This window comes from Curtobacterium sp. VKM Ac-2865, from assembly GCF_015350905.1.
GTDB lineage: Bacteria > Actinomycetota > Actinomycetes > Actinomycetales > Microbacteriaceae > Curtobacterium.
In genome coordinates this window covers 122,783-145,625 of sequence record NZ_JADKRZ010000002.1, presented here as the reverse complement: position 1 = coordinate 145,625, position 22,843 = coordinate 122,783, and the positions used below count along the sequence as shown (strand labels likewise).

Genomic DNA, 22,843 nt, shown 5'->3' with positions numbered 1-22,843 from the left:
GGACGGGTTCCGGGGGAGCGGTGGTGCGCGATACGCATCGGTCGAGTTCGACCGGGAGGTTTCGGGGGCGTCCGTACGACGCACGAGGCGATCGGCGCCTCGAGTACGGCCAGTGTAGCGCTCCGACGGGACCCGGCGGAAGAGCAGGTCCAGCATGGGACCCTGGTCGTCGTGCGTCTCCGTTCCCTGCTGCTGCCCGCCGTCCTCCTCGTCACCCTGGTCGGCGCCGCCGGCTGTGCGGCCGACACCGGCACGGCTGGAGCTGGCGGACACCGCGACCTCCCGACCTCCGGTGTGCCCGACTACCAGCTCGGCGGGGCGTACACGCCACCGTCCGGCGTGACCGTCGTCGAGCGGGACAGCACCGAGCACCCGGCGAAGGGCACCTACGGCATCTGCTACGTCAACGGCTTCCAGACACAGCCGGGTGACGCCGCGATGTGGAAGCGGCAACACCCGTCCGCGATCCTCCGCACCGCGGCTGGGAAGCCGGTGTCCGACCCGGGCTGGCCGGACGAGATGCTCCTCGACACCCGCACCGCGGCGACGCGTGCCGTCATCACGGAGGTCGTCGGCAAGGCCGTCGCCCGCTGCGGCGACCGGGGCTTCGACGCCGTCGAGTTCGACAACCTCGACTCGTGGACCCGGTCGGAGGGCGCCCTGACGCGGGCGGACAACGTCGCGTTGGCGAAGTCCCTCGTCGCCGAGGTGCACCGCCACGGGATGGCGGCGGCGCAGAAGAACACCCCGCAGCTCGGCACGGCCGGCAAGCGCACCGCCGGGTTCGACTTCGCGGTCGCCGAGGAGTGCGTGCAGTACCGGGAGTGCTCGGCGTACACGGACGTCTACGGCAAGCGCGTCATCGACGTCGAGTACGCGGACACGCTCAAGCCGTCGTGGTCGTCCGTGTGTGCGATGCGGGACCGGCCGGCGATGACGATCCTGCGCGATCGCGACCTGGTGCCGAAGGGCGACCCGGCGTACGTCTTCGACCACTGCTGAGCGCCACGGACACCGCAGCGGTCACCGGCCGCTACGCGGGCCAGGCGTCCCGCAGTGCCGCTGCCGCCTGGTCGGCGGAGAGCCCGGCAGCGCGGGCCTCGGTGACCACCCCACGGATGGCCGCCGCGACCTCGTCCGGCACCGCCGCCGGTCGGACCACCCTGGTGCCCGCTCCCCGTGCGGTCTGCACGAGCCCGGACTCCTCGAGCAGCTGGTACGCCTTGGCGACCGTGCCGGGCGCGAGCCGCAGGTCGTCCGCCAGGGACCGCACGCTGGGCAGCCGTTCGCCGTCGACCAGGTAGCCGGCGCTGATCTGCGCCGCGATCTGGGACCGCACCTGTTCGAAGGGCGGGATGCGGCCGCCGGGGTCGAGTGCCACCAGGCTCGTCGTCGACATGTCGCCAGCTCCTAGAAGTCGTACTGCTCGCCGACGGGGATCGGCACCGCGACGGTGTTGCCGGGAGGCGCGAGCGGGCACGCCCACGCCGGGTCGTACGCGCACGAGGGGTTGTACGCGAAGTTGAAGTCGAGCACGAGCTCGCCGTCGTCGCCACCGAGGTCGGAGCCCTTGATCGTGTCGAGCAGGTAGCGCCCGCCGCCGTACGTGCCGCGCGCCTTGCCGGCACTGGCGTCCTTGACGGGCACGAAGACGCCGCCCGCGTAGCCGCCGTGGGACCAGACGTCGAGCGTGCCGATGCCCGGCAGCGAGACCACGCCGAGGCGGTCGAAGTGCACGATGCCGTCGGTGCCCGTCTCGACGTCGAGCACCTTCGGCTCGGCGGTCTCGATGCGGGCCCGGAAGCGCCACGCCGGGTCGTAGGCCGGCACCGGGAGCTCCTCGAAGTCGCGGGCGTCCTCGTCGAGGAGCGGGCTGGCCGGGTGCTCGGCGAACATCGCGTCACGGGTCTCGCGCCACAGCGCGTGCGCCGTCTCCGGGTCGGCTGTCGCCCGGACCCGGCGGTACAGGTCGAACGTCATGCGCCGCCAGTCCACGGTCGCCATCGTGCTGTGCACGCGGTCGTCGGTCGTCGGCTCCTGGGGGCGCGTCTGGCTCACAGGGACGAGGCTACGCCCGTCCCGTCCCCGGCCACCAGGGCGGACGGGAGGCCCGGGTCCCGTCGGCGTGTCCGGTCCGGCCCGCCCCGTGGCCGGCCTGGTCCGGCGGTCGGCTCAGGCCGGTGGCCAGGACGGGGCCGCTGCCCGCATCCGGAGCGCCCGCCACTGCCAGATGACCCACATGCCGGGCCACAGCGCGACGCCGAGCAGGGCCGGGCGCATCCGGTAGTCCAGCCGGTCGACGAACAGGGTCTTCCCGCCGGGGAGCTCCGTCGCGGCCATCCGGTGCCGCATGTCCATCCGGGCGAACAGGCCGCTCGTGCCGCCGCCGTTGTCGCGCTGCACGGGGACGCCGTCGACCTCGTAGCGGCCGATGTCCACGTGGCTCGCACCGCTCGGCACGACGCCGAAGGCACTCGCGGCGATCGGGTGCGGCTGCCCGGGGGTCCAGCGGCGCGGGAAGCCCTCCGGCGCGAGCGAGCGGTAGACCAGGAACGGCTTGGTCACCCCCACCATCACCGCCGGGGCCATCAGGGCGTCACGGACGGACGCGACCGGGGCGTCGAGGACGAGGCGGAGACCGACGTGCATGACGCCGACCGTACGCCGCGCGGCCCGGGGTCCGCCGTGCAGATCTGGCGTACGGGTCAGGCGTGCGGGTCAGGCGTGCCGGGCCGACCGGCGGCGGGAGCCCTCGGCGCGGTCGTGCTGACGGAGCCGCTCGGCCAGGGACAGTCGGACCGTGGGCCACTCGGACGCGGTGATCGAGAAGACCACGGTGTCGCGGAGGGTGCCGTCGCGCCCGATCTGGTGGTTGCGCAGGACGCCGTCCTGCTTGGCGCCGAGCCGGGCGATCGCGGCGCGGGACTGCTGGTTGTGCCAGTGCGTGCGGAACTCGACCGCGATGCACTGCCAGACGTCGAACGCCTGCGAGAGCATCAGCAGCTTCGACTCGGTGTTGATCCCGGACCGCTGCGCCGACCTGGCCAGGAAGGTGTGTCCGATCTCGACCCGGCGGTTGGCGGTGTCGATCGCCATGAAGGTCGTCGAGCCCACCACGCGTCCGGTCGGTCGGTCGCGCACGGCGAACGGCACCATCCGGCCGGCGGCCTGCTCGGCCAGGCGCCGCTCGATCTCGTCGTCGACCTGCGCCGGGGACGGGATCGCGGTGTACCAGGTGCGCCAGAGATCGCCGTCACCGACCGCCGCGCGGAGGTCGTCCGCGTGCTCGGGGCCGAGGGGCTCGAGCGTGACGCGGTCACCGGTCAGGGTCGGTGCGGGGGCGATCTCCATGGGAGTCGATCGTACTGGCGGGCCCCCTGACGAACGTCGCCAGAGCGCAGCACCTGTGGAAAAGGAAAGGTCCTCCACAGCGGTTATCGTGACGAGGTGCGTGAACGAGGCCAGCAGCAGTACCAGGTCCGCTTCGGGTGGGGCATCGCCGATGCCCGTCGGGTCACCTTCGGGGCGCACCTGGTCGTGTGGACGGACGTCCTGCCGACACCGGGCGCCGGCGACGACGGCACCCACCGGGCCGTGCGCGGCGCGGTGCCGGCCGGGGCGGAGGTCGTGCTCGGCCACCTCGGCAACGCGACGACGGTGGCGGACCGCGTGACGAGCCTCCAGGCCGCTCTGGGTGACCGCTGCGTCGTCGCGGTGATCGCCGCCGGCACCGCTCCGCACCCCACCGGGGACGACGCCGCGGAGGCGGCCGGGGAGTCCCTCGACGTGCCCGACGCGGCCGGCTTCGCCGTCGAGGACCTGCTCGGCGCCGGAGCCGTCGTGGACGCGCTGTCGGCGGTCGGGATCGACCACTGCTCGCCGGAGGCCGCTGCCGCCTGCGCCGCGTTCACCGGCCTCCGTCGAGCCGTCCGCCACCTGGTGTCCGCGTCCGAGGCGGCTCGGGAGCTCGCCCCGGAGCAGGTGCACGCGGCGCTCGCCGCGGGACTGGAGCTGCTGACCCTCCGACCGGGGGAACACACCGGCCGGGCGTAGCGTTCCAGCCATCACGCCAGCGGTCACCGGATCGTGGCACGGCACGAGGAGCACATCATGAAGGCAGTCGTCGGCGACACCGTCATCGCAGAGGCATCCGAGGACGACCTCATCAAGATCGAGGGCAACTGGTACTTCCCGCCGTCGAGCGTGAAGACCGAGCTCTTCACCGAGACCGACACCCAGTACCACTGCCCATGGAAGGGCGACACGCAGTACTACACGGTGAACGTCGACGGGCAGTCGCTCAAGGACAACGCCTGGTCGTACCCGACCCCCATCCCGTCGTCCTTCGACCGCGTCGGCCAGGACTACAGCGGTTACGTGGCGTTCTGGAAGGGCGTCCGCGTCGTCGAGTAGCCCCCGGCTCACCCGACGAACGTGAGCACCACCAGGGCCACGTTCAGCGCGACGATCACCGCCGCGATCACCCACGCCACGACGCGGGTGGTCGCGGCGTTGACGTCGGCGCCCATGACGCTCCGGCGCGACGTGTAGACCACGAGCGGGACGAGCGCGAAGGCGATCCCGAAGCTCAGCACGACCTGGCTCACCACGAGCAGCATCGTCGGGTCGGCACCGACGGCGAGCAGGACGAGCGCCGGCACCAGGGTCACCAGGCGCCGGGCCAGCAGCGGGACCCGCACGTGCAGCAGCCCGTGCATGATCTCCGCCCCGGCCATGCAGCCCACCGAGGTCGAGGCCAGGCCGGACGCCAGCAGCCCCACGGCGAAGAGCACCCCGACGACGGGCCCCACGTTCGCGGCGATCGCGGCCTGGGCCCCCGGGATGGTGTCGGTGCCGGCGACCCCGGGCAGCGTGGCCGCCGCCAGCACGAGCATGCAGACGTTCACGCCGCCCGCCACGATGAGCGCGAGGGCGACGTCCCACCGCGTCGCGACGAGGACCCGTCGGCGCTCCGGTCCCGCAGGGGTGTCGCCGTGCCGGTCGCGGGCGAGGGCCGAGTGCAGGTACACCGCGTGCGGCATCACCGTCGCCCCGAGCATCGACGCGGCGAGCATCACCGACTGCGTGCCCTCGAAGCGCGGGACCAGGCCGGACACCAGCTCGCCCGGTGACACCTGCGCGAACAGCAGCCCCGCGCAGAAGCCCACGGTCAGGATCGCGAGCATCGACGTGACGACGACCTCGAACGTGCGGGCCCCCCGCCGGTTCTGCAGCACGAGGATCGCCATCGAGACGACCCCGGTGATGACGCCCCCGACGACCAGCGGCAGGCCGAACAGCAGGTGCAGGGCCAGCGCGCCGCCGATCACCTCGGCGACGTCGGTCGCGGCCGCCACCACCTCGGCCTGCGCCCAGAACAGCAGGCGCGGTGTCCGGCGCATCTTCAGCCCGAGCATCTCCGGCAGCGACCTCCCGGTGACCACCCCGAGCTTCGCCGACAGGTACTGCACGACCACCGCGCTGGCGTTCGCGGCGACGAGGACCCAGAGCAGCAGGTAGCCGTACTGCGCCCCCGCGGTGAGGTTCGCGGCGACGTTGCCGGGGTCGACGTAGGCGATCGCGGCGACGAACGCCGGCCCGAGGAGCGTCAGGCCGGCCGCACGCTTCCGTGGGCCGCCGGCGGGGGCGCGGCGCGGGGTGACGATGTCGGTCATGCTGCCGAGCATGCCAGAGGATTCGGGGGACCGAATTCAGGAGTTCGGCGATGCGCAACCCGACGGACAGGCGAGCTTCCTTCGGGGACGTGCCCCGGGCCTCCCGGCTGACTACCGTGGTCGACCATGCAGGGGACCGCAGCACGACTGACCACGGCGGGTGTGCTCGCCATCGCCGCCGCCATCACGCTGACCGGGTGCGCCCAGGGCGGCCACGACATCGGGGACTCCGTGACCACGAAGCTCAACGGCTCCGCGTTCCACGGCCAGCTCGACATCCGGGCCACGAAGGTCGAGCGCGTGACCGCTCGCGCCATGGACCAGTTCGGGCTCGACCCGAAGGGGGACGACGCCTACCTCGCCCACTTCACCGTCCGCACCGAGAGCGGCACCTTCGACACGGACGCCGTCGGCGACCTGGCCAACGACGCCTGGGGGCTCCGCGCCGGCGACCGGCTGCAAGCGGGTCCCGAGCTCGACGCTGCGGACCGGAACGCGGTGCTGCAGGACGCCTGCCCGTTCGACCGCTCCGCGATCGCGAAGGTCCTCACCGACGACGGGACTGCCGACGTCTGCGCCGTCCTGCTCGCACCCGAGGGCAGCACCGTCGAGGCCGTCAGCTACCTGCGTGCGGCACCGGTCGACGAGGGCCCCGAGGGCGACGCCACGATCACCTGGCGCGCACCCGACGCGTAGGGCGTCAGGCGGCCGCGCGGCGGGCGCGGTGTGCGCCGGCTCAGGCGGCCGCGCGACGGGCGCGGTGTGCGCGGACCTTGGCGCGGTTGCCGCAGCGCTGCATCGCGCACCAGCGCCGGGTGCCACCGCGCGAGGAGTCGTAGAACACCAGCCCGCAGTCCGGCGCCGAGCACCGGCTCAGCCGGGTGGGTCGGCCGTCGGCCTCGACGTCGTCGAAGCCGACCTCGGTGAACAGGGACACGGCGTCACGGGCGACGCTCGACAGTGCCTGGGTGAGTCGCACACGGTTCGCGCCGGCTCGGCGCCGTCCACCCGGGAGGCTCGGGGGCACGTCCGGCAGGGCGGCGAACAGGTTGACGGTGTCGATGTCGTCGGGCGTGGGCCGGGTCCGGCCGCCGCCGGCGCGGAGGCCCGCCGCCACGGCGGCCCGGTCCGCCGCGGACGCGGCCGGTGCGGGGGCCGCCGCGACCGCGAGGCGGCCGATGGCGGCGCGGAGGGCGCGGGCGTCCTGGAGCTCCCGCGCGTTCGCACCGACGTCGATGGGCTCGGTGTGCTCGCTGAGCCACTCGTCGAGGTCGGCGGGCGTCATCAGGAGCTCGCCGAGCCGTGACCTGGGGCGCCGGCCGTCGGGGTCGTCGGCGAAGCCACCGGTGTGCGCGAAGTCGAGCGCGATCCGTCCGGCGTCGAAGAACCACGACGAGCCCGAGTCCGTGCGGATGTGCTGCCCCGTGTGCATCCGGCCAGGCTAGTAGGTGACCTGCGGATCGTGCTGCCGGGTCCGGGAGGGGTGCATCCGGCCAGGCTAATGGGTCAGTGTCTCTGCCTGCTCGTGCTGTCGACGCCACGTGATGAGGTTGCGCTCGTCGAACCGCCGGGAGCACTTCGCGCACGCCAGGGGCCTGGTCGGCGTCCGGTAGCGGTAGTGCTCGTGGCCCGCGGGGCACGTCCCCACCCACGGCGCGAGCTCGCTGGCGATCGGCCCGTCGTGCAGCCGCGACCCGGTGTACCCGATCGCCCGGGCGGTCCGTCGCCAGGCCGGTCCGTGTCCGGCACGGGCACCGCTCAGCGCGTGCGCGACCTCGTGCAGCAGGACCTGCTCGACGTCCTCGTCGGAGAACCGTGCCGCCAGGTGCCGACTGACCGTGATCCGGCGCTTCGCGAAGTCGCACTGCCCGGCGCGGGTCTTCGCGTGGTCGAAGCCGAACGACCACGAGCCCCCGCCGAGGTGCAGGCGCAGCAGCTCCTCGGCCCGGTCCCGGACCTGGTCGAGCGAGGTCACCGGTCGGTGTCGGTGGAGCGCGAGCGGTCCGAGCGCCCGGTCAGCTTGCCCCAGATGCTGTCGCCCTCGGTGCGGGCAGCGTCGGGGGCACCGAGGACCCGGCGACGGATCGGCGGCACCTCCTTGACCGGCTCGGCCACGCGGGTGACCGGGTCGGTCTCGCGGCGGGCGGCGACCTCACGGGCCGTCCGGGGACGGTCGGCGGCGTCGCGGTCCTTCGCGCCGGCCGCGGTGGGCTGGGCGATCGACGCACGCATGGCGGCCTCGACCGCGGTGCGCAGGGCGTCGGTGCGCTCGGACGGAGCACCGGCAGCGCGGAAGGCCTCGTACGAGCGGGCCAGGACCTCGCGGGCCTCGTCGAAGCGGGAGAGCTCGAACAGGGACCAGCCCTCGATCTCGGCGGCGGCGCCCTCGAGCTCTGGCCACTCCTCGGTCGTGGCGGTGTCGCGGGCCATGGCGGCCTCGCTCGCCGCGCGCTCGTGGCGACCCAGGTCGTGCAGGACGTGGGCGCGACGGATGCGGGCGGCGACCTTGTCGGAGCGTTCCCCCGTGAACATCGTCAGGCGGAAGACCTCCTCGGCCAGCACGAGTGCTTCGTCGAGGCGACCGAGCAGCCGCATCAGCTCGGCGCGCTCGGCGAGGGCGTCCGTGCTGCGGCTCTGGCCGAGGTCACGGAGGCGGTCCTGCACGGCCTGCACGTCGACGGCGGGCCGCAGACTGATGGGCGCGAAGGTGCTGCCGGGGCTGACGCTCGCGCTTCCGGGGGCCGCGTGACGCGGTTCCCGGGCGCGGTCGTCCCGGTCGAGGTGCTGGCGGTCTTCGGGCGGGTTGGACATCAGGGTCGAGGGTAACCGGGCTCACCCGGGAGTGACCGCTGCCACACGCCGAAGGCCCGCCTCGCACAGTGCGGGACGGGCCTTCGAAGGCGGGTCGGGTCAGGAGCTGGAGACGGCGATCCCGATGTACACGACGAACGCCACGATGACGGCGACGACGGCGAGGATGATCGCGAAGACACCCCAGCGCCGGCCGCGCTTGGTGGCGATCGCGACGATGCCCTGCACGATGCCCCATACCCCGAACAGCGTGGCGACCCACATGAAGACGCTGCCGATGGCGAACTGGCCACCGTTCGCGGAGTTCATCATCGACTCCTGGAGCTGCCGCTGGAGCTCCTGCTGGTCGGACGGGCTCGTGCCGCCGCTGTTCTGCAGGAGGTCGCGGATCACGCCGGTGGCACCGAGCGCGGTGCCGAGGATCGACCCACCGATGATGCCGAGGACGAGTGCGACGACCGAGGCGACGAAGGCGATGCGGCCCACGGTCGGCTTCTTCGTGACGGGTTCGTGGTGCTGCTGCCACGCGGGGCCGCCGGTCGACGCCGGGGCCGACCCGTACTGCTGCTGGTGGTGCTGCGGCTGGTGCTGCTGGCCGCCCCACGAGGGGGCGTCCGACTGCTGGCCCTGCTGCTGCCCGTACTGGCCGCCCTGCTGCTGCTGGCCGTACTGCTGCCCGTACTGGTCACCCTGCTGCTGGCCGTACTGCTGGCCCTGCTGCTGCCCGTACTGCTGCTGCTCGCCGTACTGCGGCGTCGAGTCCGGCGTGATGCGCTCGCCGTAGCGAGGCCGGTCGTCGTTGCTCCGGTCGTCGTTCGTCATGAGGGCTTCCCCGTCTCGTTCGGTCGCGCACCTGCGCGGTCGTCCAGCGTCCATCCTGGCAGCGCGACCGTCCCGTTGCCCGAGAGCGCCGGTGGGCTACGCCCCGAAGACGGACCGGTTCGGCTCCGGCGACGCGACCGCCGTGGCGTCGGTGACGATGGGCGCCCCGGCGATGAACGCCCGCAGTTCGGCCCCGTACACGACCTTCGCCGGCATCGGGTCCGAGGAGTACCGGCGCGGCATGTCGGCCACGGGCAGGTCGGTCGGCGAGCCGAGGAGCACGATGTTCCCGAACCGCCGGCCCTTGAGCATGCCGGTGTCCGCGACCGCTGCGACTGAGGGCAGCACGGACTGCAGCGTCGACGCCTGCCCACGGGCGAACGCCAGGCCGGCACCGTCGGCGACGTTCACCGCGACGATCCCGGTGGGGGAGAGGAACGCGGCGACCTCGCGGTAGAACTCGACGCTCGTCACGTGCGCCGGGATCCGCGAACCGCCGAAGACGTCCACGACGGCGAGGTCGACCGTGCCGTGCAGCCCGTTCGGCAGCTTGCCGAGGACCTCGCGAGCGTCGCCGTACCGCACGCGGATCGATGCCCCGCGGGGGAACGGCAGCACCTCGCGCACCTGGTCGACGAGGTCGCGCTCGAGCTCGACCACCTGCTGCCGGGAGCCCGGCCTGGTCACGGCGACGTACCGGGGGAGCGTGAGGGCACCAGCGCCGAGGTGCAGCGCGGTGATGGGTCCGGGTGGCAGCAGGTCGATGGCGTGCCCGATCCGCCGGATGTACTCGAACGCCAGGTGGGTCGGGTCCTCCAGGTCCACGTGGGACTGGGGCGTGCCGTCGACCACCAGCGTGAAGGACCCCGGCCGGTGCCGGTCGGGCTCGATCACCGAGAACCCCGCACCGAGCTTGAACCCGTCGAACGCATCACCCATGGGTCCATGGAACACCACCGACATCCCCACCCCGGTCACCACCCCTGGGTGGTGGGGCCGCGGAGCCGTCCGTTGAACGATGGAACCACCGGCAGGGAACCCCCGCCGGACACTTCGGAAGGCGCACACCATGTCGGCTCAACTGCTCGCGAACATCGTCATCGGCCTGGCGCTCGTCGGCTTCCTGGCCTGGCGCCAGGCGACGTGGCAGTACCTCGACCCCGCCCGCATCTGGCGCATGCCCCTCGTGATGGCGGTCGTCGGGATCGTCGTCCTCGCCCAGTCCACGGCGACGATCGGCACGACCGACGTCGTGTTCCTCGGCATCGAGGCGCTCGTGTCCGTCGGCCTCGGCCTCGCGATGGGCAGCCTGACCCGCTTCCGCACGGTCGGGACCCCCGACGACAAGGGCCGGACGCTGCAGTCCCGCACCGGCGCAGCGGGCGCCGTGCTGTGGATCGCGCTCATCGTCGTCCGGATCGGCATCGACGTCCTCGGCGGCCACCTCGGCGCGCACCTGCTCAGCTCGACCGGCGCGGTCCTGCTCATGCTCGCGGTCAACCGGGCCGCCCGGGCACTCGTCGTCGACCAGCGCATCCCGTCCCGCACCAGCGGCATGATGGTCCGGTGACCCTCCTCTCCGGTGTCGAGCCGACCGACCTCACCCGGGGCCGGTCGCGTTCGCGTCTCGGGTGGGGGCTCACCGCCGTCGGGGTCGTCGCCGTCACCTTCTGGTTCGTGCGCAACGGCCTCGCCCTGCACCACCCCGCGTGGGTGTGGACCGTCGGGGGCCTGGCGCTCGCCGCCTGGATCGGGCGTGAGGTCGTGCGCTCCTCCCGAGCCGGGTTCGCCGTCGCGGTGGTGATGGTCGTCGCCGGGGCCCTCGTCGTGGTCCCCACCGACGCGCTCCTGCTCGTGCCGGTCATCATCGGCATCGTCGCCCTGCAGGCCAGCGCCGACCTGCCCGTCTGGACCGGCACCGTCGCCGTGCTCGTGGCGATCGTCGAGATCGCCGGCGTCGCCACGCTCGAGCGGGCCCCCGTCGCGCTCGTCCTCGCCGCGTGCGGTGGTCTCGTGCTCGGCGTGCTGGTCGGCTTCAGCCGCCGACAGGTCCGGCTCGCCGAGCTCCAGGCGCGCCAGGCCGAGCGGGACCAGCAGCGTGCCGAGCTCCTGGCGGACCGATCCCGGGCGGCCAGGGACGTCCACGACGTCCTCGCGCACTCCCTCGGCGGCCTCGTGCTGCAGCTCGACGCGGTCGAGGCCCTGCTCGAAGCCGGCCGCGTCGAGGACGCCACCCGCCGTGCTGCCGACGCCCGCACCCTCGCGGTCGACGGTCTCGCTGAGGCACGGCGCGCGGTCCGTGCCCTGCGCGAGGACGACCCGGCACCTACCGCCACCGACGGGTCGGAGCCACACCGAGCCTCCCGGCCGGCGACGACCACGGCGACCACCGCCACCGGCCTCGCGCCCCTCGTCGACGCCCACCGGTCCTTCGGCGGCGAACTGCACGTCGACGGTGACCTCACCCTGGCCGCACTCGACCCGGCCCACCGTGCCGCCGTGGTCGCCGCCACCCGCGAGGCCCTGAGCAACGCCCGCCGCCACGCTCCCGGCCGTCCGGTCACGCTCCGAGTGGTGCGGAGCGACCCGACCGGGTCCGTCGACGTCGTGGTCACGAACCCCCTGGCCGACCCCGGACACGGGCTCGTCGGCATGCGCGAGCGCTTCGCTGAGCTCGGCGACGACGCCGCGATCCGCGCGGAGCGCACCGACGACACGTTCGTCGTCGCGATGCACCTGCCCGTGTCGCCGTCCGGCACGGAGGCCACCGCGTGAGCATCCGCGTGCTCGTCGTCGACGACCAGGCCATCGTCCGCGACGGTCTGGTGACGGTGCTGTCGCTCGTGCCGGACCTCGAGGTCGTGGGCGAGGCCGCCGACGGTGCCGAGGCGGTCGCCCTCGTGGCCGAGCACGTGCCGGACGTCGTCCTCATGGACCTGCGCATGCCGGTGGTCGACGGCCCGACCGCCACCGCGCAGATCACGGCGGCGTACCCCGGGGTCGCAGTCCTGGTGCTGACGACCTTCGCCGACGACGCCTCCATCATGACCGCCCTGGGCGCCGGTGCCCGCGGCTACCTGACGAAGGACGCCGGCCGCGTGGAGATCGCCACGGCGATCCGGGCGGTCGCGTCCGGCCAGTCGACCTTCGACGCAGCGGTCGGGGCCCGGCTCGTCGCCGCGCTCGCCACCCCGGCGATCCCGACACCACCGACACCGGTGTCGGTCCGCGAGCGCTTCCCGGAGCTCACCCCGCGGGAGGCCGACGTGCTCGAGCGCATCGCCGACGGCCGGACGAACCCCGAGATCGCCGCGGAGCTGTTCCTGACGGTGCCGACTGTGAAGTCGTACGTGAACCAGCTGTTCCAGAAGCTCGGGGTGCGCTCCCGCGCCGCGGCCGTCGCCCTCGTCCTGCGCTGACGTCGCCCCCCCGGTCTGGGGTGCATGCGTCCACATGAACGGACAGTGAACGCCAAGCCACGCGACGTATCGTCTCCAGGTCGTCCGCCGAGCGCGTCGACCCCCGGAGTCACTCCCGGTGGGTCCGCATCCGGCAGACCGTGGCGCGCACCCCCACTGCCGCCACCCACGGGTCGCGCCGCAGCGCCCGCGCCGTCGGCATGCGCCAGCGCGCTCCGACCTCGAACACACCGCGTCCTGGGTGCCCCACGCCCAGGACCGCATGCCCCAGGAGACCCACTTGTCCGCCGACACCATGAGCATCCAGACGACCCGTCGCGCCACCGCGAGCCGATCGACGGAGCTGAGCCGAGCCTCCCGGCCGTTCCACGCCGACCGCGAGGCGGCGCCGCTCTGGATGCGTGCCGTCGGCGCAGCCCTCCTCGGCGCCGGAATCGCCCTGTCGGCGGCCGTCCTCGCCTGGCCGGGGGATGCGCCGGAGGTCGCACTCCTGGTACCGGGCCTGGTCGCCGTGACCGTCGGCCTGCTGCTCCTGCTCGCGCGTGCCGGGTTCACCGTCACCGACCGGCACGTCACCCTGCACTTCCGCCCGCTGCCGCCGCGCCGGATCCAGCGCAGCCGGATCGTCCGGGCACGTCTGGTCGAGGCCGACGCGACCACCTTCGGCGGCATCGGCCTGCGGATCGGCCGCGGGGTGCGCGCGCTGCTGCTGACACCGGGTCTCGGCATCGAGCTCACGGACGACCGGGGCCGGACCACGTTCGTCAGGACGCGTCGTCCAGAGGACGCGTTCCGTGCGCTGGCCGGTCTGACCGGTCAGCCGGGAGGGTCGGTGCGCGTCGATCGCGAACGCCTCGGCTGAGCGGCTGGTCGTCTCCGGAACCGCGGCGGGACGGCGATCGCGGGGGAGCAGTCGGCGGGAGCAGTGACGACGTGCTCGTGCTTATACACGGCCCCGGCGATCTTGGTCAAGCCAGGACTGGACAGCACGTGTGACCACTGCATATGATGACTGTTCGCGCTCCCTGGCATCCGCGTCGTCATATTGCGGTCGACCGAAAGTCCTCGAAGGACTCCGCCTGGTGCAGCCGGACCCGCACATGTCGGCAGGTCCCGCTCACCCAGATCATCGCACATGCAACGCCTTCACTCGGATGGTGCATGACCGCGTGTTCTCGTGGGGTCGTCGGCGTTCAATCCACTCACCTACATGCTGCTCGTCAGTATCGGCCCGACGGGGCCTACCGGAGGTCAAACCCTTGGCTGCTGCGCTCAACGCATCCACCAACCCCAAGAACGGTCGCAACCACTCGCGACTCTCGTTCGCCAAGATCACGGACACCCTCACGGTTCCCGATCTGCTCGCTCTCCAGACGGAGAGCTTCGACTGGCTCGTCGGCAACGACGTCTGGAAGGCCCGACTGGCCGAGGGACAGGAGCAGGGTCGCACCGACCTCGCGCTGCACTCCGGCCTCGAGGAGATCTTCGAGGAGATCTCCCCGATCGAGGACCTCGGCGAGACGATGCAGCTCTCGTTCACGTCCCCGGAGCTCGAGGACCCCAAGTACTCGATCGACGACTGCAAGGAACGCGGCAAGACCTACGCCGCCCCGCTGTACGTCAACGCCGAGTTCATGAACCACATGACCGGTGAGATCAAGACGCAGACGGTCTTCATGGGCGACTTCCCGCTCATGACCGAGCGCGGCACGTTCATCATCAACGGCACCGAGCGCGTCGTCGTCTCGCAGCTCGTCCGCTCGCCGGGCGTGTACTTCGAGCGCCAGCAGGAGAAGACGTCCGACAAGGACATCTACTCCGCTCGCGTCATCCCGTCCCGCGGTGCCTGGCTCGAGTTCGAGATCGACAAGCGCGACCAGGTGGGCGTGCGCATCGACCGCAAGCGCAAGCAGTCGGTCACGGTCTTCCTCAAGGCGCTCGGCATGACGAGCGAGGAGATCCTCGAGGAGTTCCAGGGCTTCGCCTCGATCGAGTCGACCCTCGAGAAGGACGCCATCCTCACGAAGGAAGAGGCGCTCAAGGACATCTACCGCAAGCTGCGCCCGGGCGAGCAGGTCGCTGCCGAGGCCGCGCGTGCGCTCCTCGACAACTTCTACTTCAACTCCAAGCGCTACGACCTGGCGAAGGTGGGCCGGTACAAGCTCAACCGCAAGCTCGGCATCGACGCGCAGCTGAGCGACTCGGTCCTGACCGTGCAGGACATCGTCCGCACGATCAAGTACCTGGTCTCGCTGCACGCCGAGAAGACGAACCTCGACGGCGTCCGCGACGGCGAGCCGGTGCAGCTGCGCCTCGACGTGGACGACATCGACCACTTCGGCAACCGTCGCATCCGCGCCGTCGGCGAGCTCATCCAGAACCAGGTCCGCACGGGTCTGTCCCGCATGGAGCGCGTCGTCCGCGAGCGCATGACCACGCAGGACATCGAGGCCATCACGCCGCAGACCCTGATCAACGTGCGCCCCGTCGTCGCCGCGATCAAGGAGTTCTTCGGCACCTCGCAGCTGTCGCAGTTCATGGACCAGAACAACCCGCTCGCGGGCCTGACGCACAAGCGGCGTCTGTCGGCCCTCGGCCCGGGTGGTCTGTCCCGAGAGCGCGCCGGCGTCGAGGTCCGTGACGTCCACCCGTCGCACTACGGCCGCATGTGCCCGATCGAGACCCCGGAAGGCCCGAACATCGGCCTGATCGGCTCGCTCGCGTCCTTCGGTCGGATCAACTCGTTCGGCTTCATCGAGACCCCGTACCGTCGCGTCGTCGACGGCGAGGTCACGAAGACCATCGACTACCTGACCGCTTCGGAAGAGGACGAGTTCGTCGTCGCGCAGGCCAACGCCCCGCTGACGAACGACTTCCACTTCGCCGACGACAAGGTGCTCGTCCGCAAGAAGGGCGGCGAGGTCGAGCTCGTCGGCCGCGGCGAGGTCGACTACATGGACGTCTCCCCGCGCCAGATGGTGTCGGTCGCGACGTCGCTCATCCCGTTCCTCGAGCACGACGACGCGAACCGCGCGCTCATGGGTGCGAACATGCAGCGCCAGGCCGTGCCGCTCCTCCGCTCCGAGTCGCCGCTCGTCGGCACCGGCATGGAGGGCTACACCGCCATCGACGCCGGCGACGTCATCATCGCCGACAAGGCCGGTGTCGTCTCCGAGGTCTCGGCCGACGCCGTGACCCTGCAGCTCGACGACGGCGGCACGCAGTCGTTCTACCTGCGCAAGTTCGACCGCTCCAACCAGGGCACCAGCTACAACCACCGCGTGATCGTCAGCGCCGGTGAGCGTGTGGAGCAGGGCGAGGTCATCGCCGACGGCCCCGCGACGGAGAACGGCGAGCTCGCGCTCGGCAAGAACCTCCTCGTCGCGTTCATGCCGTGGGAGGGCTACAACTACGAGGACGCGATGATCCTGTCGCAGAACCTCGTGAAGGACGACACCCTCTCCTCGATCCACATCGAGGAGTACGAGGTCGATGCCCGCGACACCAAGCTCGGCAAGGAAGAGATCACCCGCGACCTGCCGAACGTCAGCCCGGACCTCCTGGCCGACCTCGACGAGCGCGGCATCATCCGCATCGGTGCCGAGGTCCGCCCCGGCGACATCCTGGTCGGCAAGGTCACGCCGAAGGGCGAGACCGAGCTCTCCGCCGAGGAGCGCCTGCTCCGCGCGATCTTCAACGAGAAGTCGCGCGAGGTGCGCGACACCTCGCTGAAGGTGCCCCACGGTGAAGAGGGCACGATCATCGGCGTCAAGGTGTTCGACTCGCAGGACGGCGACGACGAGCTCGGCTCGGGCGTCAACCAGCGCGTGGTCGTCTACATCGCCCAGAAGCGCAAGATCACCGCGGGTGACAAGCTCGCCGGTCGTCACGGCAACAAGGGCGTCATCTCGACGATCCTGCCGGTCGAGGACATGCCGTTCCTGGCGGACGGCACCCCGGTCGACATCGTGCTGAACCCGCTCGGCGTCCCCGGCCGCATGAACTTCGGCCAGGTGCTCGAGATCCACCTCGGGTGGCTCGCGAAGCAGGGCTGGAAGGTCGACGGCATCCAGGAGTGGGCTTCGGCTCTCCCCGAGGCCGCGCACAGCGCCGAGCCCGGCACCAAGGTCGCCACCCCGGTGTTCGACGGCGCCTACGAGCGTGAGATCGAGGGCCTCCTCGACTCGACGCTCCCGAACCGTGACGGCGAGCGTCTGATCGGTTCCTCCGGCAAGGCCCAGCTCTTCGACGGCCGCTCCGGCGAGCCGTTCCCGGAGCCCGTGTCGGTCGGGTACATGTACATCCTGAAGCTCCACCACCTGGTCGACGACAAGATCCACGCCCGTTCGACCGGTCCGTACTCGATGATCACCCAGCAGCCGCTCGGTGGTAAGGCGCAGTTCGGTGGACAGCGTTTCGGCGAGATGGAGGTGTGGGCGCTCGAGGCATACGGCGCGGCCTACGCCCTCCAGGAGCTCCTGACGATCAAGTCCGACGACATCCTCGGCCGCGTGAAGGTCTACGAGGCGATCGTCAAGGGCGAGAACATCCAGGAGCCCGGCATCCCGGAGAGCTTCAAGGTCCTCATGAAGGAGATGCAGTCGCTCTGCCTGAACGTCGAGGTCCTCTCGGCCGACGGCCAGGCAGTCAGCCTCCGCGACACGGACGACGAGGTCTTCCGTGCCGCTGAAGAGCTCGGCATCAACATCTCCTCGCGGTTCGAGTCGTCCTCCGTCGACGACATCTGATCCCGCCCCGCCCGACAACGTTTCGAATTCAGCAAGAGAGAAGAACATTGCTCGAAGCAACTTCCTTTGACGCACTGCGGATCGGCCTCGCCACGGCCGAGGACATCCGCCAGTGGTCGTACGGCGAGGTCAAGAAGCCGGAGACCATCAACTACCGCACCCTGAAGCCCGAGAAGGACGGTCTGTTCGGCGAACAGATCTTCGGTCCTTCCCGCGACTGGGAGTGCGCCTGCGGCAAGTACAAGCGAGTCCGGTTCAAGGGCATCGTCTGCGAGCGCTGCGGCGTCGAGGTCACCAAGTCCTCGGTCCGTCGTGAGCGCATGGGCCACATCGAGCTCGCCGCACCCGTCACGCACATCTGGTACTTCAAGGGCGTCCCGTCGCGCCTGGGCTACCTGCTGGACATGGCGCCGAAGGACCTCGAGAAGGTCATCTACTTCGCCGCGTACATGATCATCAGCATCGACGAAGAGGGCCGGCACGCTGACATGCCGGGTCTCGAGAACGAGATGCGCCTCGAGATCAAGAACCTCGAGAACCAGCGCGACTCGATCATCGCCGACCGCCTCAAGAAGCTCGAGGACGACCTCGCAGCACTCGAGGAAGAAGGCGCCAAGGCCGACATCAAGCGCCGGACCAAGGACACCGCCGAGAAGGAGATGGCCCAGGTCCGCAAGTCCTTCGACGAGGACATCACCCGTCTCGAGCGTGTGTGGGAGGACTTCCGCAACCTCAAGGTGGGCGACCTCAAGCCCGAGGACGCCGTCTTCCACGAGCTGCAGGACCGCTTCGGGATCTACTTCGACGCCTACATGGGCGCCGAGGCGATCAAGCTGCGGCTCGAGGCCTTCGACCTGACCGCCGAGGCCGAGGCGCTGCGTCTGCAGATCGCCGAGGGCAAGGGCCAGAAGAAGATCCGCGCGATCAAGCGCCTGCGCGTCGTCAGCTCCTTCCTCGCCACCGGCAACTCGCCGGCAGCGATGGTGCTGGGCGTCGTGCCGGTCATCCCGCCGGAGCTGCGCCCGATGGTGCAGCTCGACGGTGGCCGCTTCGCCACGTCGGACCTCAACGACCTCTACCGTCGTGTGATCAACCGCAACAACCGTCTCCGCCGCCTGCTCGACCTCGGTGCCCCCGAGATCATCGTGAACAACGAGAAGCGCATGCTGCAGGAAGCGGTCGACGCCCTCTTCGACAACGGTCGTCGTGGACGTCCGGTCACGGGTACCGGCAACCGCGCCCTGAAGTCCCTGAGCGACATGCTCAAGGGCAAGCAGGGTCGTTTCCGCCAGAACCTGCTCGGCAAGCGCGTCGACTACTCGGGCCGTTCGGTCATCATCGTCGGCCCGCAGCTCAAGCTGCACCAGTGCGGTCTGCCCAAGCAGATGGCGCTCGAGCTGTTCAAGCCGTTCGTGATCAAGCGCCTGATCGACCTGTCGCACGCGCAGAACATCAAGTCGGCCAAGCGCATGGTCGAGCGTTCGCGCCCGCAGGTGTGGGACGTGCTCGAGGAGATCATCCGCGAGCGCCCCGTCCTGCTGAACCGTGCGCCGACGCTGCACCGTCTGGGCATCCAGGCGTTCGAGCCGCAGCTCGTCGAGGGCAAGGCCATCCAGCTCCACCCGCTCGTGTGTGCCGCGTTCAACGCGGACTTCGACGGTGACCAGATGGCGGTGCACCTGCCGCTGTCGGTCGAGGCCCAGGCCGAGGCACGCATCCTGATGCTCGCCTCGAACAACATCCTCAAGCCGTCGGACGGCCGTCCGGTCACCCTGCCCGCGCAGGACATGATCATCGGTCTGCACCACCTGACGACCGTCCGCGAGGGCGCCGTCGGTGAGGGCCGTTCGTTCTCCTCGGTCGCCGAGGCGATCATGGCGAAGGACCAGAACACGCTGCACCTCAACGCGACCGTGAAGATCCGCATGTCGGGTGTCCACTTCGCCGAGGGTGAAGCGCCCGAGGGCTACGAGGTCGGCCAGACGGTCCTGCTCGAGACCACCCTCGGTCGCGCGCTGTTCAACGAGACCCTGCCGGCGGACTACCCGTTCGTCCAGAAGGTCACCGACAAGGGCACGCTCTCCGCGATCGTCAACGACCTCGCCGAGCGCTACTCCAAGACCGAGACGGCCGCTGCGCTGGACCGGATCAAGGACGCCGGCTTCTACTGGGGCACGCGCTCCGGTGTGACCGTCGCCCTGTCGGACGTCGTGACGCCTCCTCGCAAGAAGGAGATCATCGCGGGCTACGAGGTCCAGGCCGCCAAGGTGCAGGGCGAGTTCGACAAGGGTCTGATCACCGACTCCGAGCGTCGCGCCGACCTGATCAAGATCTGGACCGAGGCCACCAACGAGATCGCCCAGGAGATGCGGGACAACTTCCCCATCGACAACACGATCAACCGCATGGTGTCCTCCGGCGCCCGAGGCAACTGGCTGCAGGTCCGCAACATCGCCGGTATGCGTGGTCTGGTGAGCAACCCGAAGGGCGACATCATCGCCCGCCCGATCATCAACTCGTACCGCGAGGGCCTGACCGTGGCGGAGTACTTCATCGCCACGCACGGTGCTCGCAAGGGTCTTGCCGACACCGCGCTCCGTACCGCGGACTCCGGGTACCTCACCCGTCGTCTCGTGGACGTCTCGCAGGACGTCATCATCCGCGAGGACGACTGCGGCACGACGCGTGGCCTCGAGCTGCCGATCGCGACCGTGGACGCTGACGGCAAGCTGGTCCGCGACCCGCGCGTCGAGAACACCGTGTACTCCCGCACCCTCGCCACCGCGGCGTCGGACGCGTCGGGCACGGTCGTCGCCGAGGGTGGCGAGGACGTCGGTGACGTGCTCCTCGACACGCTGCTCGCTGCCGGGGTCGAGAGCATCAAGGTGCGCTCGGTCCTGACCTGCGAGTCGGCCGTCGGTGTCTGCGCGCAGTGCTACGGCCGGTCGCTCGCCACGGGCAACCTCGTCGACATCGGCGAGGCGGTCGGCATCATCGCCGCCCAGTCCATCGGTGAGCCCGGTACCCAGCTGACGATGCGTACCTTCCACACGGGTGGTTCGGCCTCGGCCGACGACATCACCCAGGGTCTGCCCCGTGTCACCGAGCTCTTCGAGGCTCGTACCCCCAAGGGCGCGTCCCCGATCGCCGAGGCCCCCGGCCGCGTCGTCGTCGAGGACACGGACAAGGGCCGTCGGATCATCCTGACGCCGGACAACGGCGACGAGCCGTTCATCTACCCGGTGCTCAAGCGTGCGACGCTCCTCATCGAGGACAACCAGCACGTCGAGCTCGGCGAGCAGTTCATCGCCGGCACCGTCGACCCGAAGGAAGTCCTCCGGGTCAAGGGTGTCCGAGAGGTCCAGAAGCACCTGGTCAACGGTGTGCAGGACGTCTACGGCTCGCAGGGTGTGCCGATCCACGACAAGCACATCGAGGTCATCGTCCGTCAGATGCTCCGCAAGGTGACGGTCGTCGACCACGCTGACACGGACCTGCTGCCGGGTGAGCTCGTCGACCGGTCGCGCTACAACGCGATCAACCGTGCGGCGCTGCAGGAGGGTCGCAAGACCGCCTCGGCTCGCCAGGAGGTCATGGGCATCACGAAGGCGTCCCTCGCGACCGAGTCGTGGCTGTCCGCCGCGTCCTTCCAGGAGACCACCCGCGTGCTCACGCAGGCGGCCATGGAGGGCAAGCAGGACCACCTCGTCGGCCTCAAGGAGAACGTCATCATCGGCAAGCTCATCCCCGCGGGGACGGGTCTCAGCCGGTACCGCGACGTGGACGTGAACGCGACGGAAGAGGCGAAGGCAGAGCGGTACCCCAACCGCATCTTCGCTGACGACTCGTCGTTCTCGGACGCCGACCTGAGCTTCGTCGACTTCGACAGCTTCTCGTCGGACGACTTCACGCCGGGTACCTACAACTGAGCAGGCGCAGGCGGCTGGACACCAGCCACCTGAGCCGGTCGGTCTGACGGAAGGGCCCCGCATCCACCTGGATGCGGGGCCCTTCCTGCGTCATGCCCTCCCTGGGTCGCGCCCTTCCTGGGTCTGAGCCGGCGTCGGCGCGCGGTGTCCCGGTCAGCGGTACGTCACCGTGGCACTGCCGAGTGGTCCGTCGTCGCCCGTCGCCGAGACCGTCACGGTGCCGCCGGTCATGCGTCGCGGGTCGAGGGTCACGCGCCACGTGGAGCTGCCCGGGACCGCGGGCTCGACACGGTTGCCGTCGGCGTCCGTCACCGGGGTGCCCTCAGCGTCCGTGAAGGACAGGCGTGCGCCGGGCTCGGCGGAGCCGGTGAGCACGAGTCGGGTCGGCGTGGAGGAGGCCACCGAGGCGGTGACCGGGAACGGGATGGTCGCACCGGTCGTGGTCGAACCGACCAGCTTCCCGCCGTCGAACACCTGGGCGACGATGCCCATGAAGCGCGTGCCGGCTGCGGGCCAGGCGAGGTCGGCGCTCCAGGTGCCGTCCGCGTTCGTGACCCAGTCCTCTCCCGACGTCAGCGCCCACGGTGCGTCGGACTCGTCGACGAAGCGCATCTCGGTGCCGGCGGGCCCTTTGCCGTCGACGTGCACCGTCCGGCTGATCGGGTCGACGGCGACCGTGTCGACGACGGGGAACGGCTCGAGCTTCGCCGAGGAGTTCACCCGGAGCTGCTCGGCACCGTCGAAGTGTTCGGTCGTGGTGACGGTGTGCTCCCCGAACGGCACGCCCGTGACCCGGTGGGCGAAGGCGCCGTCGCGGTCAGTGGTGGTCGTGCCGACGCGGTTGCCGTCGACCGCGAGCTCGATCCGGGCGTTCGGTTCGAGTCCTGCGCCCGTCACCCGGAGCGCCCGGCGCCAGTTGTCGCGCAGCACGCCGATCGTGGTGAAGCTCACGCGGTGGGTCGTCGCGCGCAGGTTCGCCGTGGGGGAGCCGATGGAGTCCGCGACGCGGAAGGTGTGTGCACCGAAGCCGTCGACGTGGGCAGTGGTCTGCCAGGACCCGTCCGGCGCGACCCTGGCGTCGACCGGTGCGCCGTCCGACGGCGTGACCGACACCAGGTCGCCCGGGTCCCCGGTGCCGGCGATGGTCACGTCACCGGCGTTGTGCGCGATCGCTCCGACCCGTGCGGTGAACCCGGCTGCCTGTGCCGGGGCTGCCATCCCGACGGCTCCGAGCGCGACGGTCGCGACGAGCACCACACCAATGATGCCTCGTCGTGTCAGATGTGAAATCCGTGTGTTCTGCATGGCGGCCATGGTGGCAGCGCGGCTGGCCGGGCGTCCAGCGCCGAAACGAACTGTTCACAAGCGTGCTGCACCGCGGAACGAGTGGTCACTGTGGAGGGATGACCACCGGACTGGAGGCACGGTGCCGGCCCGCA

Annotated in this window: 21 protein-coding genes; 10 read left to right on the top strand and 11 right to left on the bottom strand. The window is 70.9% G+C overall.

Annotated features, from left to right (window positions below; translation table 11 throughout):
* The first annotated feature begins 171 nt into the window (after positions 1-171).
* A complete protein-coding gene (locus ITJ54_RS05720; protein WP_194626460.1) occupies positions 172-1,002 on the top strand; it encodes an endo alpha-1,4 polygalactosaminidase in 831 nt (276 codons plus the stop codon).
* Positions 1,003-1,033: 31 nt separating this feature from the next.
* On the opposite strand, the gene ITJ54_RS05715 is transcribed toward ITJ54_RS05720, so the two are convergent.
* The 4 genes from ITJ54_RS05715 to ITJ54_RS05700 form a co-directional block, all read right to left on the bottom strand.
* Positions 1,034-1,399 (bottom strand): GntR family transcriptional regulator, encoded by a 366-nt coding sequence (locus ITJ54_RS05715; RefSeq protein ID WP_194626458.1) that lies wholly within the window; start codon positions 1,397-1,399, stop codon positions 1,034-1,036.
* 11 nt (positions 1,400-1,410) lie between these two features.
* Positions 1,411-1,980, bottom strand: coding sequence for a DUF1684 domain-containing protein (locus tag ITJ54_RS05710; protein WP_194627349.1), 570 nt, complete (start codon positions 1,978-1,980; stop codon positions 1,411-1,413).
* Between the two features lie 192 nt (positions 1,981-2,172).
* Positions 2,173-2,649: a hypothetical protein gene (locus tag ITJ54_RS05705; protein ID WP_194626456.1), complete on the bottom strand. Its 477-nt coding sequence runs from the start codon at positions 2,647-2,649 to the stop codon at positions 2,173-2,175.
* 69 nt (positions 2,650-2,718) lie between these two features.
* On the bottom strand, positions 2,719-3,351 hold the full coding sequence (locus tag ITJ54_RS05700) for a GNAT family N-acetyltransferase (protein WP_194626454.1): 633 nt from the start codon (positions 3,349-3,351) through the stop codon (positions 2,719-2,721).
* A 96-nt stretch (positions 3,352-3,447) separates the two neighbouring features.
* On the opposite strand from ITJ54_RS05700, the gene ITJ54_RS05695 reads away from it, so the two are divergent.
* Positions 3,448-4,053 (top strand): hypothetical protein, encoded by a 606-nt coding sequence (locus tag ITJ54_RS05695; RefSeq protein ID WP_194626452.1) that lies wholly within the window; start codon positions 3,448-3,450, stop codon positions 4,051-4,053.
* Between the two features lie 57 nt (positions 4,054-4,110).
* Positions 4,111-4,413 (top strand): DUF427 domain-containing protein, encoded by a 303-nt coding sequence (locus tag ITJ54_RS05690; RefSeq protein WP_194626450.1) that lies wholly within the window; start codon positions 4,111-4,113, stop codon positions 4,411-4,413.
* A gap of 8 nt (positions 4,414-4,421) precedes the next feature.
* On the opposite strand, the gene ITJ54_RS05685 is transcribed toward ITJ54_RS05690, so the two are convergent.
* Entirely contained in the window at positions 4,422-5,675 is a 1,254-nt protein-coding gene (locus ITJ54_RS05685; protein ID WP_194626448.1) for an Nramp family divalent metal transporter, read from the bottom strand.
* 126 nt (positions 5,676-5,801) lie between these two features.
* On the opposite strand from ITJ54_RS05685, the gene ITJ54_RS05680 reads away from it, so the two are divergent.
* On the top strand, positions 5,802-6,371 hold the full coding sequence (locus tag ITJ54_RS05680) for a hypothetical protein (RefSeq protein WP_194626446.1): 570 nt from the start codon (positions 5,802-5,804) through the stop codon (positions 6,369-6,371).
* A gap of 40 nt (positions 6,372-6,411) precedes the next feature.
* On the opposite strand, the gene ITJ54_RS05675 is transcribed toward ITJ54_RS05680, so the two are convergent.
* The 5 genes from ITJ54_RS05675 to ITJ54_RS05655 form a co-directional block, all read right to left on the bottom strand.
* Positions 6,412-7,107, bottom strand: a complete 696-nt coding sequence (locus ITJ54_RS05675; protein ID WP_194626444.1) for a CGNR zinc finger domain-containing protein — start codon at positions 7,105-7,107, stop codon at positions 6,412-6,414.
* 66 nt (positions 7,108-7,173) lie between these two features.
* Positions 7,174-7,650, bottom strand: a complete 477-nt coding sequence (locus ITJ54_RS05670) for a SprT-like domain-containing protein (RefSeq protein ID WP_194626442.1) — start codon at positions 7,648-7,650, stop codon at positions 7,174-7,176.
* On the bottom strand, positions 7,647-8,486 hold the full coding sequence (locus tag ITJ54_RS05665) for a hypothetical protein (RefSeq protein WP_194626440.1): 840 nt from the start codon (positions 8,484-8,486) through the stop codon (positions 7,647-7,649). The genes ITJ54_RS05670 and ITJ54_RS05665 overlap by 4 nt, the downstream gene beginning before the upstream one ends.
* A gap of 99 nt (positions 8,487-8,585) precedes the next feature.
* On the bottom strand, positions 8,586-9,308 hold the full coding sequence (locus ITJ54_RS05660) for a hypothetical protein (protein ID WP_194626438.1): 723 nt from the start codon (positions 9,306-9,308) through the stop codon (positions 8,586-8,588).
* A gap of 96 nt (positions 9,309-9,404) precedes the next feature.
* Positions 9,405-10,247 carry a spermidine synthase gene (locus ITJ54_RS05655; protein WP_194626437.1) on the bottom strand — a complete coding sequence of 281 codons (843 nt, stop codon included), beginning with the start codon at positions 10,245-10,247 and terminating at the stop codon, positions 9,405-9,407.
* Positions 10,248-10,377: 130 nt separating this feature from the next.
* Here ITJ54_RS05655 and ITJ54_RS05650 point away from each other — a divergent pair, with 130 nt between their 5' ends.
* The 6 genes from ITJ54_RS05650 to ITJ54_RS05625 all read left to right on the top strand — a co-directional run bounded on the left by ITJ54_RS05650 (position 10,378) and on the right by ITJ54_RS05625 (position 21,404).
* On the top strand, positions 10,378-10,878 hold the full coding sequence (locus tag ITJ54_RS05650; RefSeq protein WP_194626436.1) for a hypothetical protein: 501 nt from the start codon (positions 10,378-10,380) through the stop codon (positions 10,876-10,878).
* Entirely contained in the window at positions 10,875-12,083 is a 1,209-nt protein-coding gene (locus ITJ54_RS05645) for a sensor histidine kinase (protein WP_194626435.1), read from the top strand. Before ITJ54_RS05650 ends, ITJ54_RS05645 begins: the two co-directional genes overlap by 4 nt.
* Positions 12,080-12,727 carry a response regulator transcription factor gene (locus ITJ54_RS05640; protein WP_194626434.1) on the top strand — a complete coding sequence of 216 codons (648 nt, stop codon included), beginning with the start codon at positions 12,080-12,082 and terminating at the stop codon, positions 12,725-12,727. Before ITJ54_RS05645 ends, ITJ54_RS05640 begins: the two co-directional genes overlap by 4 nt.
* 280 nt (positions 12,728-13,007) lie before the next feature.
* The gene (locus ITJ54_RS05635) at positions 13,008-13,589 is read left to right on the top strand and encodes a hypothetical protein (RefSeq protein ID WP_194626433.1); all 582 of its coding nucleotides are present in this window, start codon (positions 13,008-13,010) and stop codon (positions 13,587-13,589) included.
* 397 nt (positions 13,590-13,986) lie between these two features.
* Positions 13,987-17,475 carry a DNA-directed RNA polymerase subunit beta gene (gene rpoB / locus ITJ54_RS05630; RefSeq protein ID WP_194626431.1) on the top strand — a complete coding sequence of 1,163 codons (3,489 nt, stop codon included), beginning with the start codon at positions 13,987-13,989 and terminating at the stop codon, positions 17,473-17,475.
* Positions 17,476-17,522: 47 nt separating this feature from the next.
* Positions 17,523-21,404: a DNA-directed RNA polymerase subunit beta' gene (locus ITJ54_RS05625; protein ID WP_194626429.1), complete on the top strand. Its 3,882-nt coding sequence runs from the start codon at positions 17,523-17,525 to the stop codon at positions 21,402-21,404.
* Between the two features lie 153 nt (positions 21,405-21,557).
* Here ITJ54_RS05625 and ITJ54_RS05620 read toward each other — a convergent pair whose 3' ends face one another.
* The gene (locus ITJ54_RS05620) at positions 21,558-22,658 is read right to left on the bottom strand and encodes a hypothetical protein (RefSeq protein WP_194626427.1); all 1,101 of its coding nucleotides are present in this window, start codon (positions 22,656-22,658) and stop codon (positions 21,558-21,560) included.
* Positions 22,659-22,843 lie beyond the last annotated feature (185 nt).